Origin of the sequence: Curtobacterium sp. LFS079, assembly GCF_047977865.1 — a bacterium.
Lineage (GTDB): Bacteria > Actinomycetota > Actinomycetes > Actinomycetales > Micrococcaceae > Arthrobacter.
On record NZ_JBFPFO010000004.1, the window covers coordinates 143,725 to 161,247 of the forward strand.

The window sequence follows — 17,523 nt, forward strand, 5'->3', positions numbered from 1 at the left end:
ATTTTAGCGGATCCGGTCTCCGCGTCCTAAAGAGTTGCCCACACGCCGCCTTTTCTTGGTCTCCACGTATGCGGTGACCAGGACCAGGAGCAACACCCCAAGGGCCAGCATGGCGAGCGCGGGAACCAGGGCGCCCAGCGGGATAAGAAGCACAGCGATGAGGATCGTCGGAAGCGCCCATGGCAGCACTGCTCGCGGCGGCTTGCCGTAGCGGAGGGCCACCATTGCGTTGCACGCATAGAAGAGTGCAATTCCACCGCCGAGCGAGATCCCCGATCCGATCGGCAAGGGTTCGAACGGCTCCGGGATCGCGGTGGCGATCGCGCCGGCAATCGCCGTCACGCCGACCACCAGCAGGAACGGCAGGAACAAGGTGGTCATGAGGATCCCCGTGAAATCGGACCGGGACTGCAGGCGCTCAAGACCCGCTGCCATGGTGCCGGTGCCGTACTGGAAAAACGCCCAGCCGAGGAAGGCAACAATGAGGAACCCGAGCCCGCCGGCCTCGCCGGCGCCAGCTCCCCAGTCGTCCGAGACTTCAAGGACGATCGTGAAGACGGATTCACCGAGGACGATGATGACGAACAGGCCCAGCCGCTCGGCTGCGTGCTCGATGTTGATGCCGGCCACGCCGCGGTCGGGCCAGAGGCGCCCGCCGAGCACCGCCATGACGACCTCGACGGCGATCGCGGCCACCCACAGGATCGCGGCAATGTGGAGCGGCAGGAAGGCCGCCACGAACCAGAGCGCCGCGGTTCCGCCATTGTAGGTCCAGATGCGCCATACCGTTCCCGCCGGTGTTTCGCGGTGTTGACGCAGCCACAGGGCCAGCAGGACAAGGCGCAGGGCAGTGTTCGCCAGCGAAAAGGCCCAGGCCCGCTCACCGAAAGCCCCCGGCGCGGCGGCAGCCATCACCCCGGCTGCGGCCATGGCAGCCAGCATCGCGACACCCAGCGCCCGGGACGACAGGCGGGGCAGCAGGTTGACCACCGATGCGATGTTCACCCAGGCCCACCAGGCCGGGAAGAAGAGCAGGATGAACGTGCCGAATTCGGCCCATCCGGGGTCGCCGTGGATCCCGTGTGCGAGCTGCCCCACGAAAGCGACGAAGACGAGGTCGAAGAACAGTTCCATCCAGTGCACGCGGCGCGGATCGCGGGCCACGTCATGGCTCCATCCGCCGGGCGCCGGCGACTTATCCGTCATCCACCAATGCTAGTGCGGAACCGGCGCGCCGAAGGGCCCGGATACCCTAGGAACATGGAGCGCAAGTGAAGGTCCTCAGCGCAGGGATCCTGCTGTACCGCCGTCGCGCCGAAACCGGCCTTGAGGTGTGGATCGCCCACATGGGCGGACCGTTCTGGGCGGGAAAAGAGGAACACGCGTGGTCCATTCCGAAGGGTGAATATCCCTCCGGGGAGGACCCTTGGCTGGCCGCGCGGCGTGAGTTCGCCGAGGAGATGGGTGTGCCTGCTCCACCCGCCGACTACTTCGGCCTCGGCGCCTTCAAACAGCCCTCGGGCAAGGTCGTCACGGTCTTCGCCGCCGAATCCGACTTCGGCCCGGAGGAGATCCTGAGCAACACCTTCCCGCTGGAATGGCCGAAGGGATCAGGCAAGGTCCAGCACTTTCCCGAGATCGACCGCGCGGAGTGGACCCCGGTACCCGAGGCCCGGACCAGGCTGGTCCGGGGCCAGGTGCCCCTCCTCGACGCACTGCTGGTTCATCTGGAGGAACGGCGCCCTAATTGAGCGTGGGCGGGCCGGTCTCCGGGCTTCCGGACGGCCCGGCAGGCAGCGCCACGGTGAACGTGCTTCCCTTCCCGGGCCTGCTGTTGCAGGTGATGCTGCCTCCGTGGCGTTCCACGATGGACTTGGTGATGGACAAACCCAGCCCGACGCCCGGGATCGCCGCCTGACGGGCGGCACTTGTCCGGAAGAAGCGGGTGAAGATCCTGGACGTCTCGTCCTCGGTCATGCCCATGCCGGTGTCCTGCACCTCAAGCCGGACCCAGCCGTCGTCCCGCGTTGCCCTGACGCTCACCAGGCCGCCGCCCGGCGAATACTTGATGGCGTTGGAAACCAGGTTGTCCAGGGCCTGGCCCAGCCGAAGCGGATCGGCGTCCGCCCACAGAGGGGCCGGCACGTCGGCAACAAGGCCGACATTGGCCGCGTCCGCCTGGGCCCGGGCGGAACCCAGGCTGTTCTCAACGAGACCCGCCAGATCCGTCCGGCGCAACTGCACGCTCTCGACCGACGCGGCCGACGACAGCAGGTCCTCCACGAGGACCCGGAGCCTTTCGGCGTTCCTCTCCGCGACCTCCAGTCCCCGTCTTGTTCCGGCCTGGAGGTCCGGGGCTCCGCGCATCACGATATCGAGGTTGCCAAGGATCGAGGTCAGTGGCCCGCCGAACTCGTGCGAAACGTTGGCAACCAGTTCGTCCTTGGCCGCAAGGGCGTTGACGACGTCGGTCAGGTCCCGGAAGAAGACCACCGCGCCGCCGAATCCGCCGTCGACGTCGTTCCTCATGCCGCGCGCGGCGGTCGAAATCGCCCGCTGTTCCGTCCCGGCACCAAACCACACCAGGTAATCGGAAAAGGTTTCCCCTTGCACTGCCCTTTGGACGGGGTCCCTTTCGGGCGGGAGCGGAGTCTGGCGGTCCTGGCCGAAAACCAGCCGTCCCCCTTTGGCCGCAGCGGATCCCTCGTCCGCCGGCGCCGCCAATCCAAGGAATGCCTTCTGCTGGTTGTTGACCAACAGCGTTTCACCTTTGGAATCCACCGCGACAATTCCGACGTCGATGGTGTCCAGGATGGTCTTCAGCAATGTCTCGCGCTCCTTGCTGGCAGCAAGCAATTGCCTCAGGACCCGGTCCCGGTGTTTCACCCGCCGTTCCTGGAGCCGGGCGTAGGAACCGGCCAGCCGGATGGAAAGGGCCACCGCAAACATCATCAGGGGCAAGAGGACGACCGAGGAGATATCCGATGCCGTGGGCTTGGGAAGGTGGGCTACGAGGGTGGGCAGCGCAATAAGGAAAGGGCCCGCAAAGCTCAGAATGAGGCTCGTCTTGGAAAGCATCCCCGAGGCGGCCAGCCAGATCACCGGAAAAACGGAAAGCACGGTGAGGCCCGGTATCACGTTGAAAGCGCCATTCCGGGTGAAACAAAGAGCCAGCAGGTCAAGCATGGGAATGGCCAGGCTTATCTTTGGTTCCAGGCGCTCCCACGGAACCAACAGGCAACTCAGGAACAGGATTCCATGGAGGACGACCCCGGTTGCAAACGCCCAATTCTCGAGCAGGCCCGGCCAAACGTGCGGTGCGGCAATCACCAGGCCGGCGATGATGATCGTCAGCGGTATTTCACAGACAGCCAGCCGTACCCGCGGTCCGAGTTTCCTGAAGAAACGGCCGGCGGTGCGAAGAATAGCCTGCTCGCTCAAGGCAGAACCTTTCGTTGGCGAGACGCTGGGAGAATTGATGCCTCGAGCGATTCTAGCAACAAGGGCTCAGGCGACAAGAGGGGCGATCCGCCGTCGTGCCCAGCGGAAATAACGGCCCTGCTCAGCGGACGTGAAGCTTCAAGGCAGCACATATTCCACATATTAGGTGCCAAATAACTTCGATGCTTGTATCGTTGCTATTCGGAGACACTCCCGCATTGCGCTGGGCTGTGCGGCGGTGATCACCGACTCGAGGGTACAAATGAGCGAGCCTGGGGTAGCTGTAGTCATCGAGGATGACGAAGACGTCCGGAATTTGATTGACGCCATCCTCAAGGAAGCCGGTTTTGTGGTGCATTCCGCCGCTACCGGGCGCGAGGGCGTGGAAGTCGTACGGCATCAACAGGCGGCGGTTGTCACCCTGGACATCGGGCTTCCGGATATGGACGGCCACGAAGTCCTGCGCCGGATCCGGCAATTCAGTGATGCGTATGTGCTGATGCTGACGGCCCGGCAGGACGAAACCGAGACCCTGACGGCGTTTCTCACGGGCGCCGACGATTACGTCAAGAAGCCGTTCCTCCCGCGCGAGTTGCGCGCCCGGGTCACGGCGATGATGCGTCGGCCCCGCGCCGCGGAGGTGCCGGCTTTTCCCGGCAGGCTGTCCGACGGCGGCCAGGGCAGCCGTGAATCGACCCGCACAGGTGGGCCGGAGGATGCTGTCATCAAGCACAATGGCCTGGCCCTGAACTACAAGACCCGCATGGTTTCGCTTCAGGGTTCCGTGCTGAATTTGACGAGAAGCGAATTTGACCTGCTATTTGACCTGCTTCGCGCCAAGGGACAAGTGCGGACGAAGACAGAACTAGTGCGGGCAGCCCGCGGCGATTACTACGACGACGACGCATATATCAGCGAAGCGGACGAAAGGGCTGTTGAAACCCATATCGGCAACCTTCGCCGGAAACTTCACGAAGATCCGCAATCACCGCGGTTCCTGCTGACCGTCCGGGGCATCGGATACCGGCTCGCTCCCAAACGTGTGGACTAGCCGGCACCATCCGGGCCGCTATTCATTCCTGAGGACGTAACTCCCCCGCAGTTCAAGGACCGTTGCATGGCCGCATTCGGCAACTGCGGCAAGCAGGGACCGGAGGTCACGGATATCGCCGTTCCGGATATGCTCCTCGAATTGCCCTGCCAATAGCGCGAGGCGGACCCCGCCCACCATTGTTGATGAGGTTTTGAGGCTCAGGATTGCGTCCAGGGCTCCCGCTTCGTCGCCACGTTCCACGGCGCCTGCGAGGGCTTCGTACCTCAAGGTCCAAAGTTTCGCGAAATCTCTGGCGAAGCTGCGGGCAATGAGCGGATTGTCAAGTTGGTCTTCCAGCAGCTGGAATGCGGCCAGGTCCAATAACGGCTGCTTGTGCCCCCCGGCCGGAAGCCAGCTCGAACCGTCGGCAGAACCCGTGTGATCGGGTTCCACGTCGCCGGCTTCGATTGGACCTGGACTGAACATAGCTCAATGCTACTTTCTGAATTCCGGAAAAGCGGTTCTTGTGGTTTTCCTGAGGAAATCTTAAGACTTCCGGGATTGTCGCCTTTTACCGGGCGCCCAATTCCAGTAATGGAATATCAGTTTCATCCGCCGCTGAAGGTGGCGATGGTGTTGATGACGGCCGGTCCCAGGATGGCGATGAACAGCACGGGAAAAATGAAAAAGAGCAGAGGAAAGAGGATCATCACAGGAAGCTTCATTGCTTTCTCCTCGGCTCGCTGGCGGCGCTTCACCCTCATGACCTTGGCTTGGACGCGAAGCACCCGGCTGATGGCGATGCCATAAGTGTCCGCCTGGATGACGGCCTGTACGAAGCTCCGGAGCTCGGGAACGTTGGACCGTTCGGCCAAGGCCAGGTAGGACTCGCGGCGGCTCCGGCCCACCTGCATGTCCTGGAGCGTCCGGACCAGTTCTTCGGCCAAGGGGCCTTTCCCGTTTTCACCGGCGCGCGCCATGGCGCCTTCGAAACCGAGGCCGGCCTCCACCGAAATGAGCATCTGGTCCATGGTGTTTGCCAGTTCCAATTGCATGGTCTTCTGCCTCTCCTGTCCCTTGCTGTACAACATCAGGTCCGGAATGAAGTAGCCCAGCAGCACGACAAATATCCCGACCAGTTTCAGAATGCCGCTTTCGCTGTTGGCGCCGATCAGGAAGCCCAACAGTGCGCCGCACAAGCCGAGCGCGGGCTTGGCTGTCAGGACACGGCCCAAAGGGAGGGACGAGGGCCGGCCCGCCAGCGAGAGCAGGCGGTCCAGCTTCTGGACGTAGCTTCCGGGCGTGAGCCGGTAGCCGATGCTTTCCAGGGCACCGCTGCGCAATTGCGGCCCGGCTTCAACGGCGTCTCCCCCCCGGGCCAGGAGCACCCGGACCGCGCGCTGGGTTTTGCGGTCCACCGAGAGGACCGACCATGCGAGGTACGCGATCGGCAACGGCACCAGCAGGAGCGACAAAAGGAGCAGGAGATTCACTCTTTCACCTCAAAACTTCAAGTCGATGATCTTGCGCATCCACAGGCCGCCGATGGTCATGAGAATTGCCGAGGCCGCGATCATGCCCCAACCAAGCGGGTTGGTGAACATCACGTTCATGTAGCCGGGGTTCACCACCATGAGCATTGTGGCGATGCCGAAGGGAAGAGCCATCAGGATGTAGCCGGAGAACTTTCCCTCCGCTGCCAGGGACTTGATGTGCCCTTTGATCTCGCTCCGCTCGCGGATGGTTTCGTTGACCTGGTCCAGGACCTCCGCAAGGTTTCCACCTACCTCGCGGTTGATCTGGATGGCCTGGGCTATCCACACGAAGTCCTCGCTGTGCATTCGCTCGGCCGTATCGTTCAGGGCGGACTGGAGCTCGCGCCCCAGGCTTGTTTCGGTGATGATGCGGCGCATTTCTTCGGCGGTCGGGCTGACCGATTCGGTGGCCGCGGCGTCGATCGCGCGAAGGATGCTGTGCCCTGCCCGCAGGCCGCCGGACAGCAGCTGGAGGGTGTCACCGAGTTGCTCGTCGAACTTAGCGCGCCTCTTTCCGGTGCGGAACCTGATGAAAAGCTGTGCCACGAAAGGCGCCGGAATGAAGAACAGCACGCCGAGCAACGGCCCGCCGACGACAAGGCCGATCAGGGCGCCCACGAACGCGCCCGCGGCGACGAAGATGAAGAACTCCGCCTGGCTTGTCCGCAGCCCCGCGTTCTCAAGTTCTTCGCGGTTGAACAGCCGGATGTCGCGGCGGGTCAGGTACGCGTGGATCATCCCGGAGGCAGAGCCTGCAAAGCGTGTCAGCTGGGAGTCGGCAACCTGGTAGGGGCGCCGCCGGTCCAAGGGAACCCCGGGGCTCTTGGGCAGGATCACCGCCACCCCGAAAAGCAGGATGGCTGCGAGCATGAAGGCTGTTCCGGTGAGGAGGATCATGGCGTGCTCACACCCTCGCTGCCGACGCCAGGGGTGCGGCGAAGACCTCAGGCGATACGCGGATGCCCAGGTCATTGAAGCGGTCGATGAACCGCGGACGGATGCCGGTGGACACCGGCCGGCCGAGGAATGTCCCGTGGGCATCCACGCCAGCCGAGTAGTCGAAGACAAACGCGTCCTGCAGCGTGACCACCTCGCCTTCCATGCCTTGGACCTCCGTCACGTGGGTGATCCGCCGTGTACCGTCGCGCAGGCGGGAGATCTGGACGATGAGATTCACCGCGGAGGCGATTTGCTCACGGATCGCCCGCAGCGGCAGGTCCATGCCTGCCATGAGCACCAGCGTTTCAAGGCGTGCTACAGCGTCCCTGGGCGAATTCGAGTGCACTGTTGAGAGCGAACCGTCGTGACCGGTGTTCATGGCCTGCAGCATGTCGAGCGACTCTCCGCCGCGGACCTCGCCGACGACGATCCTGTCCGGGCGCATGCGCAGGGAGTTCCTGAGCAATTCCCTGATGGTGATTTCGCCCTTGCCCTCCGTGTTCGCCGGCCTGCTCTCAAGCCTGACCACGTGCCGTTGCTGGATCTGCAGTTCCACGGCGTCCTCGATCGTGACGATGCGGTTGTCGTCCGGGATGAACGACGACAGGACGTTCAGAAGGGTGGTCTTCCCGGTGCCGGTGCCGCCGGAAACGATGATGTTCAGTTTCGCCTTGACGCAGGCATTGAGGAGTTCGGCCATTTCCGGGGTGAGCGTTCCGAAGTCGATCAGGTTCCGCACGGTCAGCGGCACCTTGCTGAACTTCCGGATGGTCAGGGACGAACCGCCGACGGCGAGCGGTGGGATCACGGCATTAACGCGGGATCCGTCTTCAAGCCGCGCGTCGACGAGCGGGGATGATTCGTCGATCCGGCGGCCGACCTTGGACACGATGCGCTCGATGACCCTCCTCAGGTGTTCTTCGGAACCGAAGACGGAGTCCGTGAGGGTCAGTTTGCCTTTCCGTTCGACGTAGATCTGGTCCATCTTGTTGACCATGATTTCCGTAACCTCCGGGTCATCAAGGAGGCGCTGAAGGGGTCCGTACCCGAGCACATCGTCCGCTACGTCCGCGACGAGGCGGCTGCGCTCGTCGGCGGACAACGGGACCTGCTCGGCGTCGACGATCCGGATGAGTTCCTCACGTGCCGTCGCCCGCAATTCGTGTTCACCCAATGCCGAGTCGTTGAACCTGGCACCCAGGCGCTCGAACAAAGCAGTTGCCGCCCGCGCCTTGAGTGCGGCGAAGGCATCCACTGGCTGCTGGGCCTTCGACTTGGGCGTCTCCGCGTGGTCAGCCAGCTTCAGGGAAGCGTGGGGTTTTCCGGTAACAGCCGGTTTCGCGACGGCATGCCGCGCGGACTGCCGGACCGAATCGGCAAACGTCGGCTCGACGACCGCAGCCGCCGGCGCTGCCGGACCGGCCTGCCCCAGGCCGTCTTGTGCCAAGGTGTATCCGGCCGGCCCGCCCGCGGGACCGGAGGTCCCCCCGGTCTTGTCTTCGGCGGCGCGGAGGCGCTGCGACAGCTTCACCTAGACCACGACCCTTCTGTGCAGTTGGCGTTGTGCGGTGGCCCGCCACGCCGGATTGAATCGATCAACAAGTTGCTTGAAGCCCTTGACCGCCGGGTCCTTCACGGCTTCCTGCAGCACGGGGATGCCGCGGTTGGTCGAGAGCGCAACGGCCTTGGACCGGGGAAGGCTGATATCGACGGGGGCGCCCACGGTGGCTTCCACGTCCTGGACCGACAACCCCGATTTCGAATCGGCCATGTTCAGCACCACGTGGCGCGTTTCCGGCAACAAGTCCAGCTTGCGGAGGATGTCCAGGCCGGAACGAAGGCCGCGGACGCTTGGAACGTCCATGCCTGTCACCCACACGGCGTCCGTGCATTGTTCGAGCGCCGCGAGGCCGACTTCAGGCAGGCCCGGCGCGGTGTCCACCACCACGTACTGGAACTGTTCGGCCAGCTGTTCGAGCAGGCGGCTGACCTGTTCCGGCGAGATATCGTCCGCCTCGACCGGGTCCTTGGGGGCGCACAAGGCGTAGATGCCCGCCGGATGGACGCTGAGGAAAGCCTTGAGGACCAAGGAGTCCTGGCTTGCCGAGGGCGTAACGGCGTCGGTCACGGTATGTTCCGGATTGAGGTACAGGCCGGAAGCGACATCGCCGAACTGGAGGTCCAGATCCACGATCACCACGCTCATCGGCGCGATCTTGCCCAACCCGACGGCGATGTTCGTTGCGATCGTGGTCTTGCCCACGCCGCCCTTGGGGGAAAAGACCCCGATCACCATGCCTTTGGGAGCACTGGATTGCTTCGGTTCCAGCGTGCGCTGCCGGCTGGCGAATGACTGGCACGCGCGCTCCAGCATGATCCGGATCTGCGCCACATCCGCGGCCGGGCTCATGATGTCCCGGATGCCGGAACGCATCGCCTGCAGGACGAACCCGGGGTCGGGCTCGCTGACGAGGATCACGCTCAGCTCGGGCAGCCGTACATCGAGGACCGTGGCCAGGCGCAGGGCTTCCTCCACGGGCACCTCCGGTCCCAGGATCAGCACTTCGAACTGTTCCTGGTTGAGTGCACCAAGCAACTCGGACGGGTCGGACGGCAGCACGTAGGTGAAGAACGTCTGGACGCTCCCGGGCAGCCCGCCGGCAACCGCCTGGCGCAGCCGCTGGTCGAATTCGGTGTTCGGGGTGATCAGGACGAAGCGGCTCACTTGTACACCTCGCTGCCTTGGATGATCCGGGCTCCGCTGACCTTCGCGCCCACCGGTTCCTTGCTCAGCCAGATCTTGGCGAACTCCGAGGCGTACACGATCCGGGCGGCGTCCACGTCGTTGACGGCCACGGTCAGAAGGAGCGAGCCATTGGGAAGGGTGGTGTCCTGCGGATCTGCGGCCGTTGTTCCCGGCGTGGCGCTCGGCGCAGGCTGGGCCGTGGCCGCCGCCTGGGGGGCGCGCTGGACGGCGGTCACGAGAACCTTGTGGATGGTGAGCTTGGTTGAGCCCGCCTTTGCCTCCGCCCCGCCGCCGCCGCCGCCGATGGAGATAAACACGCCGACGTGGTCACCGGGGGTCAGGCGTCCGCCCACGACCCGCTGGGGTTCCAATTGGAACGAGACTTCCTGCAGGCCCGCCGGCACCTTGACATTGCCCGGGGTTTTGAGCTCGTCCGGGGCGACCAGGCGTTCGGCAACCAGTGTCTCACCGGGAATCAGGTCCACGGCGGCCACTTTGCCGGCCACGTCACCGAGCGTGTGCAGTGCCGACTTCGGAACCGCCGATTCGGGAAGTTGTTGCGTCGCTACCGAGGCCGCCATCGCTTCCACGGGCGTTCCGGCGGGAACCGCGGCCTTGACGACGAGGACGTCAACCGGTGTGAGGTTCTGGACCGCACGCTGATCCGCGGCCTGCGCGTATGAGAATACGAGAATCACTCCGATGACGGCCAACAACGCCGCTGCCGATCCGGCCAACAAGCGGGACTTCACTTGCTACTCCTGTGCTCGAAGAATGGGATGGAACTAGTTGGTGAGGCGCACGATGGTGGCCCCGTACGCGTCTACGGGCCCCAGCGAGTAGCCGTCGGCCAGCGAGACGTACTTGACAAAGCTGCCAATGATTCCGCGGCAGTTTCCGGTGCAGGAAAGGGCACTGGGGACGTCGGGGCTCGCGTTGTGGAACGTGTCCGGCAAGCTGCTGTTCCCGGTGAATTTCCAGCCGGTCACTTTGAACGCCGCGAAAGACTTCAGGTGGTACACGGCCCCGCTTCCGGTGCCGGTCACGGCATCGAAAATGGGGAGCAGGACGATGACGTCGCGCCCGGCCGTAATGGTGTCGGCCCACTTTTGGAGTGTGGGCCCGCAGTTGCCTGGCACGCTGTTGCCCGGCGCGCTGCCGCCTTCGCTGACGGCCAGGTTGATCGTTCCGCCGCAGACGCCGGGATCCTGGACGAGCCAGCCGAACCCGCCCTCCACGGCCGCCCCGGAAGGACCGTACATGCAGCCGGGGTTGGCGCCGCTGCCGTGGTCCTGGAGGAGTTGGAGGGCTCCCCCGATGTATCCCTGCACTTGGCAGATGGAGTACGCCAGCGGAAACGCCGTCCTGCCTGCGTAGGCGCTGCCCCATTCAACCTTCGAGGTGGTCGCGACATCCCCCGTGCCGAATCCGAGGACCTTTGCGAAGAAGAGCGAAACCCCGTTCGGGGCGCCGCCGGCCTGCCGGGCCCCGCCTGTCACTGTCACTTTCCGGTTGGCGAGATCCACGCTGACCGACTTGACGCTGCCCAGGCTGTCAATCGCGTTCTTGTTGACCAGGTCGGCGGCGAGGGGGGCCGTCGCGGAGCAGCTCGGGTCGGCCGTGTTCGCGGCGCATTTCTGCGCCAGGGCGATGGCGGCGGCGTCGGCTCCGTTCTGTGCCTGGGCCCGTTCGGAGTACAGCATTCCTACATCCACCGCGAGGGCGGCAAAACCAAGAAGCACGACAAGTGAGAGCGCGACAATGACCGCCACGGCGCCCCGCTCGCCGTCTTGAGCACGGGGCTTCAGCCGGCGCATACCATGACTCCTACGCCTTGCATCGGGAAAGGACCGGCAATTCCGGTGAGGGTGCTGAGTGTGTACTTGATGGTCACGGACATTTGGGCACCCGACGTGCAGCTCGCCTGGCTGAACGTGAAGTTCGAGTCGGCGAGCCGCGGGTTCAGCGCGACGGCGGCGTTCTTCGCCGCCGTCCGCGCGGCAGTCTGGTCGTTCGAGATCGCCATGACACGGACTCCCTCACGTGCTGCATTGGAAAGGGACACTTGCGTGTTGTATGCCCTGCCGAATTCCATGATTCCAAGCAGCAGCAGAACCAGGACGGGCGCGAGCAATGCGAATTCAACCGCCACGGCGCCGCGTTCTGAGGCCCTCGGCATACCGTTGCCCTTCGAGAGAATGGATTGTTCGAATCATGCGGAGTGGCGGCCGCTGAGCGCCGCCGCCACTCCCGGATTGCTCGCTGTGCCCCGGACTGCGGCACAGTTCAGTGCAACCCCTAGGCGCAGGTGCCGGCGGCACCATTGGCACCAGCCGTCCAGGTCTTGCCGCTTACCGAGCACTGGACCTGGGAGAAGGTTTCCCTCACCGTCCCACCCAGCAGGGTTACGGCGACGATGATGACGACGGCGATGAGCGAGACCATGATGCCGTATTCGACGGCGGTGGCCCCGGATTCGTCGCGACGGACACGCGAGGCGGACGCTAGCAAAGTGGAGAGCATTCTGACTCCTTGTTGGGGAAATTTGCTGACGACGCTGACAGGATGCGGGCTATGTCGGATCCGGTCCTGGACATGAGGCTAGGCGCAGGTGCCCGCAGCGCCGTTGGCGCCGGCCGTCCAGGTCTTGCCGCTCACGGAGCACTGGACCTGATTGAAGGTGTTCTTCAGGGTCCCGCCCAGCAGCGTGACTGCCACGATGATGACGACGGCGATGAGCGAAACCATGATGCCGTATTCGACGGCGGTGGCTCCGGATTCGTCACGACGGACGCGGAGCGCGGTGTTTGAGAACAGAGAAAGCATTGTGGACTCCTGAGCGAGTTGGGGGATTCGGGCTGGCCCAGCACCAGCTCGCAATCAACTTAGCAACGCCCAACACCCCGTGGCGGAGTCCTTGCAGCATCCTGTGGGAATGCTCGCCAAACTGCGTATTTCCTGCGTTAAACCCGGGGAAATCCCCGGCCTGGGAGCCCTCGGCGCTCAGCCCATCGCAGGTGCAAAACCACCCCGGGGCGCCAGCTGCTTGCGCGCCCAGCCGGCCAGCTTCCTGCCCTTGCCCTTCCACCAGTTGTCCTCATCCTTGTCCTGGTGAAAGCGGAAAATGATCGTCACCATCACAAAGACGCCCATGACCAGGTCGGTCCAGGACAGGATGATCACGGCGACCAGCACGCTGATCCCCATGACGAGGATTGATGGCACTGCCAGGGTCCGGAACACGGTGCTGGCCACATAACGGCGGTGTGAGCGGGGCACGGAGAGGGCGCGGAGCATGTCGGCACACAGGCAGGCAACCACCAGGATCTGGCCGAGGGACATCAGGACAAGGCCTGGCAGGGATCCCGCGAACATGACGGCGGATTCCATTCCCGCGCTCATCGGACTGCCTCCGTCAACGAGCGGCGCGGAGAACGAACATCGGCATTGCAGAAAGCAGACATCGTATGACCCCCAGAGTCATGAACTGCGGTTGAGACCAGCTACGTTCCATTGAATCCGCCGGCCTCAGGGCCTGTCACGAGTGGCAGGTACTCCACTTTCCACCAGGTGATTCAAGTAATTTCAGCAGCGTGTACTCAATTCCACGCGGAGGCGGGCGGAGTACTACTTGGTCCGCCCTGAGGTCCTGCCACCCGCTTGGCACTCCATGGCCGGCGCGCGCATCAGCGAAACATAGGACTCCAGCTGGGAACGCAACTGCTCCGGGGAATGGTGCGACGGCGACAAGGTCGCCGTGATCTGCGCGCCCAGCACGAAGGTCATGATCCCGCCGACGACGTCGTCGTCATCCAGCCCCTCCTTGAGTTCGCCGGCGTCCCGGGCTTCGCGCAGCCTGTCGAACAGTTCGCCGCGCCATTGCTCCATCGAGCTGTCGTGGAGCGCCGCCTTCTCCGGGTCCGTCAGTGCCCGCTGCCAGTACGCGATGGCGATCCGGGCTTCGCTGAGCCGTTCGGCGTCGAGCGGCAGGATTTCGTGGCAGAAGCTGCGCAGGGCAGCCAGGCCCTTCAGCCCGCCCGAAACACTTCCGATCCGGGCGTTCGTCTGGTTGAACACATGCGCGAAGGCGAAGGACAGGAGGTCGTCCTTGGTGGGGAAATAGGGTTTGAGCGCACCGTTGGCGAAACCTGCCTCCGTGGCGATCTCGCGCATGGTGGCGCCCTCGATCCCCCGCCGCGCGATGATCCGCCAGGTGGCTTCAACCAACTCCACGCGTCGCTTGTCGTGATCGACGATCTTCGGCACCCGGTCCCCCAAACTTTTTTTCTACAACCGTTGTGACTCAGCTTACACACTGTTATTGTCTACACACATAGAAAATAAACCGCCACTCCCAAGGGGCATTTCCATGAACACCTCCGCCATTCCCGAAACTGCTGAAAACACCGCCTACGCACCCGTCACCGCCGACGAGATCACCGCCGTCAAGGCCGTCCTCAGCGGCGCCGGGCTGTTCGACGCCTCGGCCCGGGTCGCCTACTTCGGCCTGCTGGACCCGCCGCGGGGTTCGGAAGAAGGCGCCCCGGAAGAAACAGCCGGCCGCCGCTTCCGGATCTTCCTGCACAATGTCGCCACCGGGACCGCCCGCGACGTCGTGGTCAGCCTGGGAAGCGGAGAGGTGACCCGCAACAACGAGCTGGACACCGCCGTCGCGGGCGAACTGCCTGTTATCGAGGAAGAGTTCGAACTCGTCGAAGCGGTGCTCTCCCAGGACGAACGCTGGCTCAGGGCGCTCGCGGACCGGAACCTCGACGTCGCCAAGGTGCGGGTGGCTCCCCTGTCCGCCGGTGTCTTCGAATACCCCGAGGAGAGGGGTCGCCGCATCCTGCGCGGCCTGGCCTTCGTCCAGGAATTCCCGGAGGACAATGCCTGGGCGCGCCCCGTGGACGGCCTGGTGGCCTACGTCGACGTGGTTGCCAAGGAGGTCACTCAGGTCCTGGACTTCGGGGCAATGCCGGTCCCGGCAGAACACGGCAACTACACCGACCCGGAACTGACCGGCCCGCTCCGCACCACCCAGAAGCCCCTCCACATCACCCAGCCGGAAGGTCCCAGCTTCAGCATCCAGGGCAACCACCTCGAATGGGAAAAGTGGAGCCTCGACGTCGGATTCGACGTCCGCGAAGGCGTGGTGCTGCATAACGTGGCGTTCGACGACGGCGGCCGGCGCCGCAGCATCCTCAAGCGGGCCTCCATCGCCGAAATGGTGGTCCCCTACGGCGACCCCTCCCCGGTGCGCTCCTGGCAGAACTACTTCGATACCGGCGAATACCTGGTGGGCCAGTACGCGAACTCACTGGAACTGGGCTGCGACTGCCTCGGCGAAATCACCTATCTCAGCCCGGTGGTCAGCGACTCCTTCGGCAACCCGCGCGAAATCCGCAACGCCGTCTGCATCCACGAAGAGGACTGGAGCATCCTGTCCAAGCACAGCGACCTGTGGAGCGGGGTCAACTACACCCGCCGCAACCGCCGCCTCGTGGTCAGCTTCTTCACCACCATCGGCAACTACGACTACGGCTTCTACTGGTACCTCTACCTGGACGGCACCATCGAATTCGAAGCCAAGGCAACCGGCGTCGTCTTCACCAGCGCCTTCCCCGAAGGCGGCTCGGACAACATCTCCCAGCTGGCACCGGGCCTCGGCGCCCCCTACCACCAGCACCTTTTCAGCGCCCGGCTGGACTTCGCCGTCGACGGCTTCAGCAACCGCGTGGAGGAAGAAGACGTGGTCCGGCAGGCCATGGGCGAAGGCAACCCGCGCGGCAACGCATTCTCCCGCAAGCGCACCGTGCTCAGCCGGGAGTCCGACGGTGTCCGCGAGGCCGACGCCCGCAGCGGCCGCACCTGGGTCGTCTCCAACCCGGAATCCCGCAACCGCCTGGGCGAGGCCGTGGGCTACAAGCTGCATTCCGAAAACCAGCCCACCCTGCTGGCCGACCCCGGCTCCTCGATCGCCCGGCGCGCCGCCTTCGCCACGAAGGACCTGTGGGTCACCCGCTACGCGGACGGCGAGCTCTACCCCACCGGCGACTTCGTCAACCAGCACTCCGGTGGCGCCGGCCTGCCCGCCTACATCGCCCAGGACAGGGACATCGACGGGCAGGACATCGTGGTGTGGCACACCTTCGGCCTGACCCACTTCCCGCGCCCTGAAGACTGGCCGATCATGCCGGTGGACACGGTGGGCTTCAAGCTGCGGCCCGAAGGCTTCTTCGACCGCAGCCCGGTGCTGGACGTCCCCGCGTCGAAGCCCGCCGGCGGGCACTGCCACATGGCGGCGGGACAATGAGCGTGAACGCCGGAAAAGTTGCCGGCAAGGCGGAGCAGACGGTCCATCACCACCGCCGGCTCGGCGTTCCTGCGGTGACGTTCATGATCATCGCTGCGTCGGCGCCGCTGACGGTGCTCGCCGGCGGCGTGACGACGACGTTTGCCGTCACCGGGGTCACTGGCGTACCGCTGTCCTTCCTGCTCCTCGGCGGAACCCTGGCGGTATTCGCCGTCGGTTATGCGGCCATGAGCAGGCACCTGGTCAACGCCGGGGCGTTCTACTCCTACGTGGCGCAGGGCATATCCCGGCCGGTCGGCGTCGGAGCCTCCATGGTGGCGCTGATGGCCTACAACCTCATGCAGGTGGGCATCTACGGGCTCTTCGGATTCAGCGTGTCCGGCCTTGTCAACGAACGCTTCGGCATTGCGGTCCCCTGGTGGGTTCCGGTGCTGCTCTGCATCGCCGTCGTCGCGGTGCTGGGCGTGAACCGGGTGGACCTGTCCGCGAAGGTCCTCGGGGTGCTGGTGGGCCTGGAATTCCTCGTGGTGATCGTCTACGACATTGCCTCGTTTGCGGCGGCCCCCGAGGGGGTCACCGCAGCCCCGCTCAGCCCCGAAAGCCTCTTCGTGCCGGGCGTGGGGGCGGTGCTGTCCTTCGGCGTTGCGGCGTTCATGGGCTTCGAATCGGCGGCCATCTATGGCGAGGAAAGCAAGGACCCCAAGCACACGGTGGCCCGGGCCACCTACACCGCAATCACCATCATCGCCCTGTTCTACGCGGTGTCGGCGTGGGCAATGGCCGTGAGTACGGGACCGTCCGCGGTGGTCGATGCCTCGGCAAAGCAAGGACCGGACCTGATGTTCGGATTCCTCGGCACCCACGCCGGGGTCCTGATCGCCGACCTGGCCCGGCTGCTCTTTGTCACGAGCCTCTTCGCGGCTCTCGTCAGCTTCCACAATGCCGCCGCCAGGTACTTCTTCTCCCTCGGCCGCGAAGAGGTCCTGCCCCGCAGGCTCGGTGCGGTGCGGCGGCACAGCGGCGCACCCTACGCGGGATCGCTCGCCCAGACGGCCATCGCCGTCGTCGTCACCGCCGCGTTCGCGATCGCCGGCACCGGTTCCCCGCTGGGGGACCTCTACCCGGTCCTGACCATGTTCACCTGGCTGACCAACGACGGCGCCATGGGACTCGTGCTCCTGATGACCGTGGTCTCGCTGGCGGTGATCGGATTCTTCCGCCGGGACAAGCGGGACACCGGAACCTGGACCCGTCTGATCGCCCCGGGACTGGGTTTCGTGCTCCTGGCCGCGGTCTTCGTCATGATCGTGCTCAACTTCAACGTCCTGCTCGGCCAGGAAGGCAACAATCCGCTGACCTTCATCCTGCCGGCCATGATCGTTGTTCCCGGGCTGGCCGGGGTTGCCTGGGCGTTCCGTCTTAAGCGGAGCCGTCCCGCGGTGTACCGGCGGATCGGCCATGGCGAAGAGGGCGCCGCCGCCGTGCACCTCGGCGACGAAGAAGACTGACGGGACCG

18 protein-coding genes are annotated in these 17,523 nt (G+C 64.7%); 4 read left to right on the plus strand and 14 right to left on the minus strand.

The features are described from left to right. Positions 1-3 precede the first annotated feature (3 nt). A complete protein-coding gene (locus ACNQPB_RS08995; protein ID WP_498750956.1) occupies positions 4-1,206 on the minus strand; it encodes a low temperature requirement protein A in 1,203 nt (400 codons plus the stop codon). Positions 1,207-1,271: 65 nt separating this feature from the next. On the opposite strand from ACNQPB_RS08995, the gene ACNQPB_RS09000 reads away from it, so the two are divergent. After that, on the plus strand, positions 1,272-1,751 hold the full coding sequence (locus tag ACNQPB_RS09000; RefSeq protein ID WP_498750957.1) for an NUDIX hydrolase: 480 nt from the start codon (positions 1,272-1,274) through the stop codon (positions 1,749-1,751). Here the strand turns inward: ACNQPB_RS09000 and ACNQPB_RS09005 are convergent. Further along, positions 1,744-3,441, minus strand: a complete 1,698-nt coding sequence (locus ACNQPB_RS09005) for a sensor histidine kinase (RefSeq protein ID WP_498750959.1) — start codon at positions 3,439-3,441, stop codon at positions 1,744-1,746. The two genes, ACNQPB_RS09000 and ACNQPB_RS09005, sit on opposite strands and share 8 nt — an antisense overlap. A gap of 262 nt (positions 3,442-3,703) precedes the next feature. Here ACNQPB_RS09005 and ACNQPB_RS09010 point away from each other — a divergent pair, with 262 nt between their 5' ends. Then, positions 3,704-4,492, plus strand: a complete 789-nt coding sequence (locus ACNQPB_RS09010; RefSeq protein ID WP_498750961.1) for a response regulator transcription factor — start codon at positions 3,704-3,706, stop codon at positions 4,490-4,492. An 18-nt stretch (positions 4,493-4,510) separates the two neighbouring features. Here the strand turns inward: ACNQPB_RS09010 and ACNQPB_RS09015 are convergent, their stop codons facing one another. The 12 genes from ACNQPB_RS09015 to ACNQPB_RS09070 form a co-directional block, all read right to left on the minus strand. Next, complete coding sequence (locus ACNQPB_RS09015; RefSeq protein ID WP_498750963.1) at positions 4,511-4,960, minus strand: Hpt domain-containing protein; 450 nt, start codon at positions 4,958-4,960, stop codon at positions 4,511-4,513. A gap of 122 nt (positions 4,961-5,082) precedes the next feature. Continuing rightward, positions 5,083-5,967: a type II secretion system F family protein gene (locus ACNQPB_RS09020; RefSeq protein ID WP_498750964.1), complete on the minus strand. Its 885-nt coding sequence runs from the start codon at positions 5,965-5,967 to the stop codon at positions 5,083-5,085. A 9-nt stretch (positions 5,968-5,976) separates the two neighbouring features. Then, positions 5,977-6,906: a type II secretion system F family protein gene (locus ACNQPB_RS09025; protein ID WP_498750965.1), complete on the minus strand. Its 930-nt coding sequence runs from the start codon at positions 6,904-6,906 to the stop codon at positions 5,977-5,979. A 7-nt stretch (positions 6,907-6,913) separates the two neighbouring features. Beyond that, positions 6,914-8,254 (minus strand): TadA family conjugal transfer-associated ATPase, encoded by a 1,341-nt coding sequence (locus tag ACNQPB_RS09030; RefSeq protein WP_498751291.1) that lies wholly within the window; start codon positions 8,252-8,254, stop codon positions 6,914-6,916. Between the two features lie 225 nt (positions 8,255-8,479). Then, positions 8,480-9,673: a CpaE/TadZ family protein gene (locus ACNQPB_RS09035; RefSeq protein ID WP_498750967.1), complete on the minus strand. Its 1,194-nt coding sequence runs from the start codon at positions 9,671-9,673 to the stop codon at positions 8,480-8,482. After that, the gene (cpaB, locus tag ACNQPB_RS09040; RefSeq protein ID WP_498750968.1) at positions 9,670-10,446 is read right to left on the minus strand and encodes a Flp pilus assembly protein CpaB; all 777 of its coding nucleotides are present in this window, start codon (positions 10,444-10,446) and stop codon (positions 9,670-9,672) included. The genes ACNQPB_RS09035 and cpaB overlap by 4 nt, the downstream gene beginning before the upstream one ends. Before the next feature lie 33 nt (positions 10,447-10,479). After that, positions 10,480-11,511: a pilus assembly protein TadG-related protein gene (locus ACNQPB_RS09045; protein ID WP_498750970.1), complete on the minus strand. Its 1,032-nt coding sequence runs from the start codon at positions 11,509-11,511 to the stop codon at positions 10,480-10,482. Further along, positions 11,499-11,873 carry a TadE/TadG family type IV pilus assembly protein gene (locus tag ACNQPB_RS09050; protein ID WP_498750972.1) on the minus strand — a complete coding sequence of 125 codons (375 nt, stop codon included), beginning with the start codon at positions 11,871-11,873 and terminating at the stop codon, positions 11,499-11,501. Before ACNQPB_RS09050 ends, ACNQPB_RS09045 begins: the two co-directional genes overlap by 13 nt. Before the next feature lie 119 nt (positions 11,874-11,992). Then, a complete protein-coding gene (locus tag ACNQPB_RS09055) occupies positions 11,993-12,217 on the minus strand; it encodes a Flp family type IVb pilin (protein ID WP_498750974.1) in 225 nt (74 codons plus the stop codon). 78 nt (positions 12,218-12,295) lie between these two features. Next, a complete protein-coding gene (locus ACNQPB_RS09060) occupies positions 12,296-12,520 on the minus strand; it encodes a Flp family type IVb pilin (protein ID WP_498750976.1) in 225 nt (74 codons plus the stop codon). Positions 12,521-12,697: 177 nt separating this feature from the next. Continuing rightward, entirely contained in the window at positions 12,698-13,096 is a 399-nt protein-coding gene (locus ACNQPB_RS09065; protein ID WP_498750977.1) for a hypothetical protein, read from the minus strand. A gap of 225 nt (positions 13,097-13,321) precedes the next feature. Then, positions 13,322-13,960 (minus strand): TetR/AcrR family transcriptional regulator, encoded by a 639-nt coding sequence (locus ACNQPB_RS09070; RefSeq protein WP_498750979.1) that lies wholly within the window; start codon positions 13,958-13,960, stop codon positions 13,322-13,324. 103 nt (positions 13,961-14,063) lie between these two features. Here ACNQPB_RS09070 and ACNQPB_RS09075 point away from each other — a divergent pair, with 103 nt between their 5' ends. Continuing rightward, a complete protein-coding gene (locus tag ACNQPB_RS09075; protein ID WP_498750981.1) occupies positions 14,064-16,007 on the plus strand; it encodes a primary-amine oxidase in 1,944 nt (647 codons plus the stop codon). Beyond that, a complete protein-coding gene (locus ACNQPB_RS09080; RefSeq protein WP_498750982.1) occupies positions 16,004-17,515 on the plus strand; it encodes an APC family permease in 1,512 nt (503 codons plus the stop codon). Before ACNQPB_RS09075 ends, ACNQPB_RS09080 begins: the two co-directional genes overlap by 4 nt. Positions 17,516-17,523: the final 8 nt, after the last annotated feature.

Coding starts and splice junctions, on each gene's coding strand:
- ACNQPB_RS08995 (WP_498750956.1), bottom strand. CDS start 1,206: ATGACGGATAAGTCGCCGGCGCCCGGCGGATGGAGCCATGACGTGGCC.
- ACNQPB_RS09010 (WP_498750961.1), top strand. CDS start 3,704: ATGAGCGAGCCTGGGGTAGCTGTAGTCATCGAGGATGACGAAGACGTC.
- ACNQPB_RS09015 (WP_498750963.1), bottom strand. CDS start 4,960: ATGTTCAGTCCAGGTCCAATCGAAGCCGGCGACGTGGAACCCGATCAC.
- ACNQPB_RS09025 (WP_498750965.1), bottom strand. CDS start 6,906: ATGATCCTCCTCACCGGAACAGCCTTCATGCTCGCAGCCATCCTGCTT.
- ACNQPB_RS09045 (WP_498750970.1), bottom strand. CDS start 11,511: ATGCGCCGGCTGAAGCCCCGTGCTCAAGACGGCGAGCGGGGCGCCGTG.
- ACNQPB_RS09050 (WP_498750972.1), bottom strand. CDS start 11,873: ATGCCGAGGGCCTCAGAACGCGGCGCCGTGGCGGTTGAATTCGCATTG.
- ACNQPB_RS09055 (WP_498750974.1), bottom strand. CDS start 12,217: ATGCTCTCCACTTTGCTAGCGTCCGCCTCGCGTGTCCGTCGCGACGAA.
- ACNQPB_RS09060 (WP_498750976.1), bottom strand. CDS start 12,520: ATGCTTTCTCTGTTCTCAAACACCGCGCTCCGCGTCCGTCGTGACGAA.
- ACNQPB_RS09065 (WP_498750977.1), bottom strand. CDS start 13,096: ATGAGCGCGGGAATGGAATCCGCCGTCATGTTCGCGGGATCCCTGCCA.
- ACNQPB_RS09075 (WP_498750981.1), top strand. CDS start 14,064: ATGAACACCTCCGCCATTCCCGAAACTGCTGAAAACACCGCCTACGCA.
- ACNQPB_RS09080 (WP_498750982.1), top strand. CDS start 16,004: ATGAGCGTGAACGCCGGAAAAGTTGCCGGCAAGGCGGAGCAGACGGTC.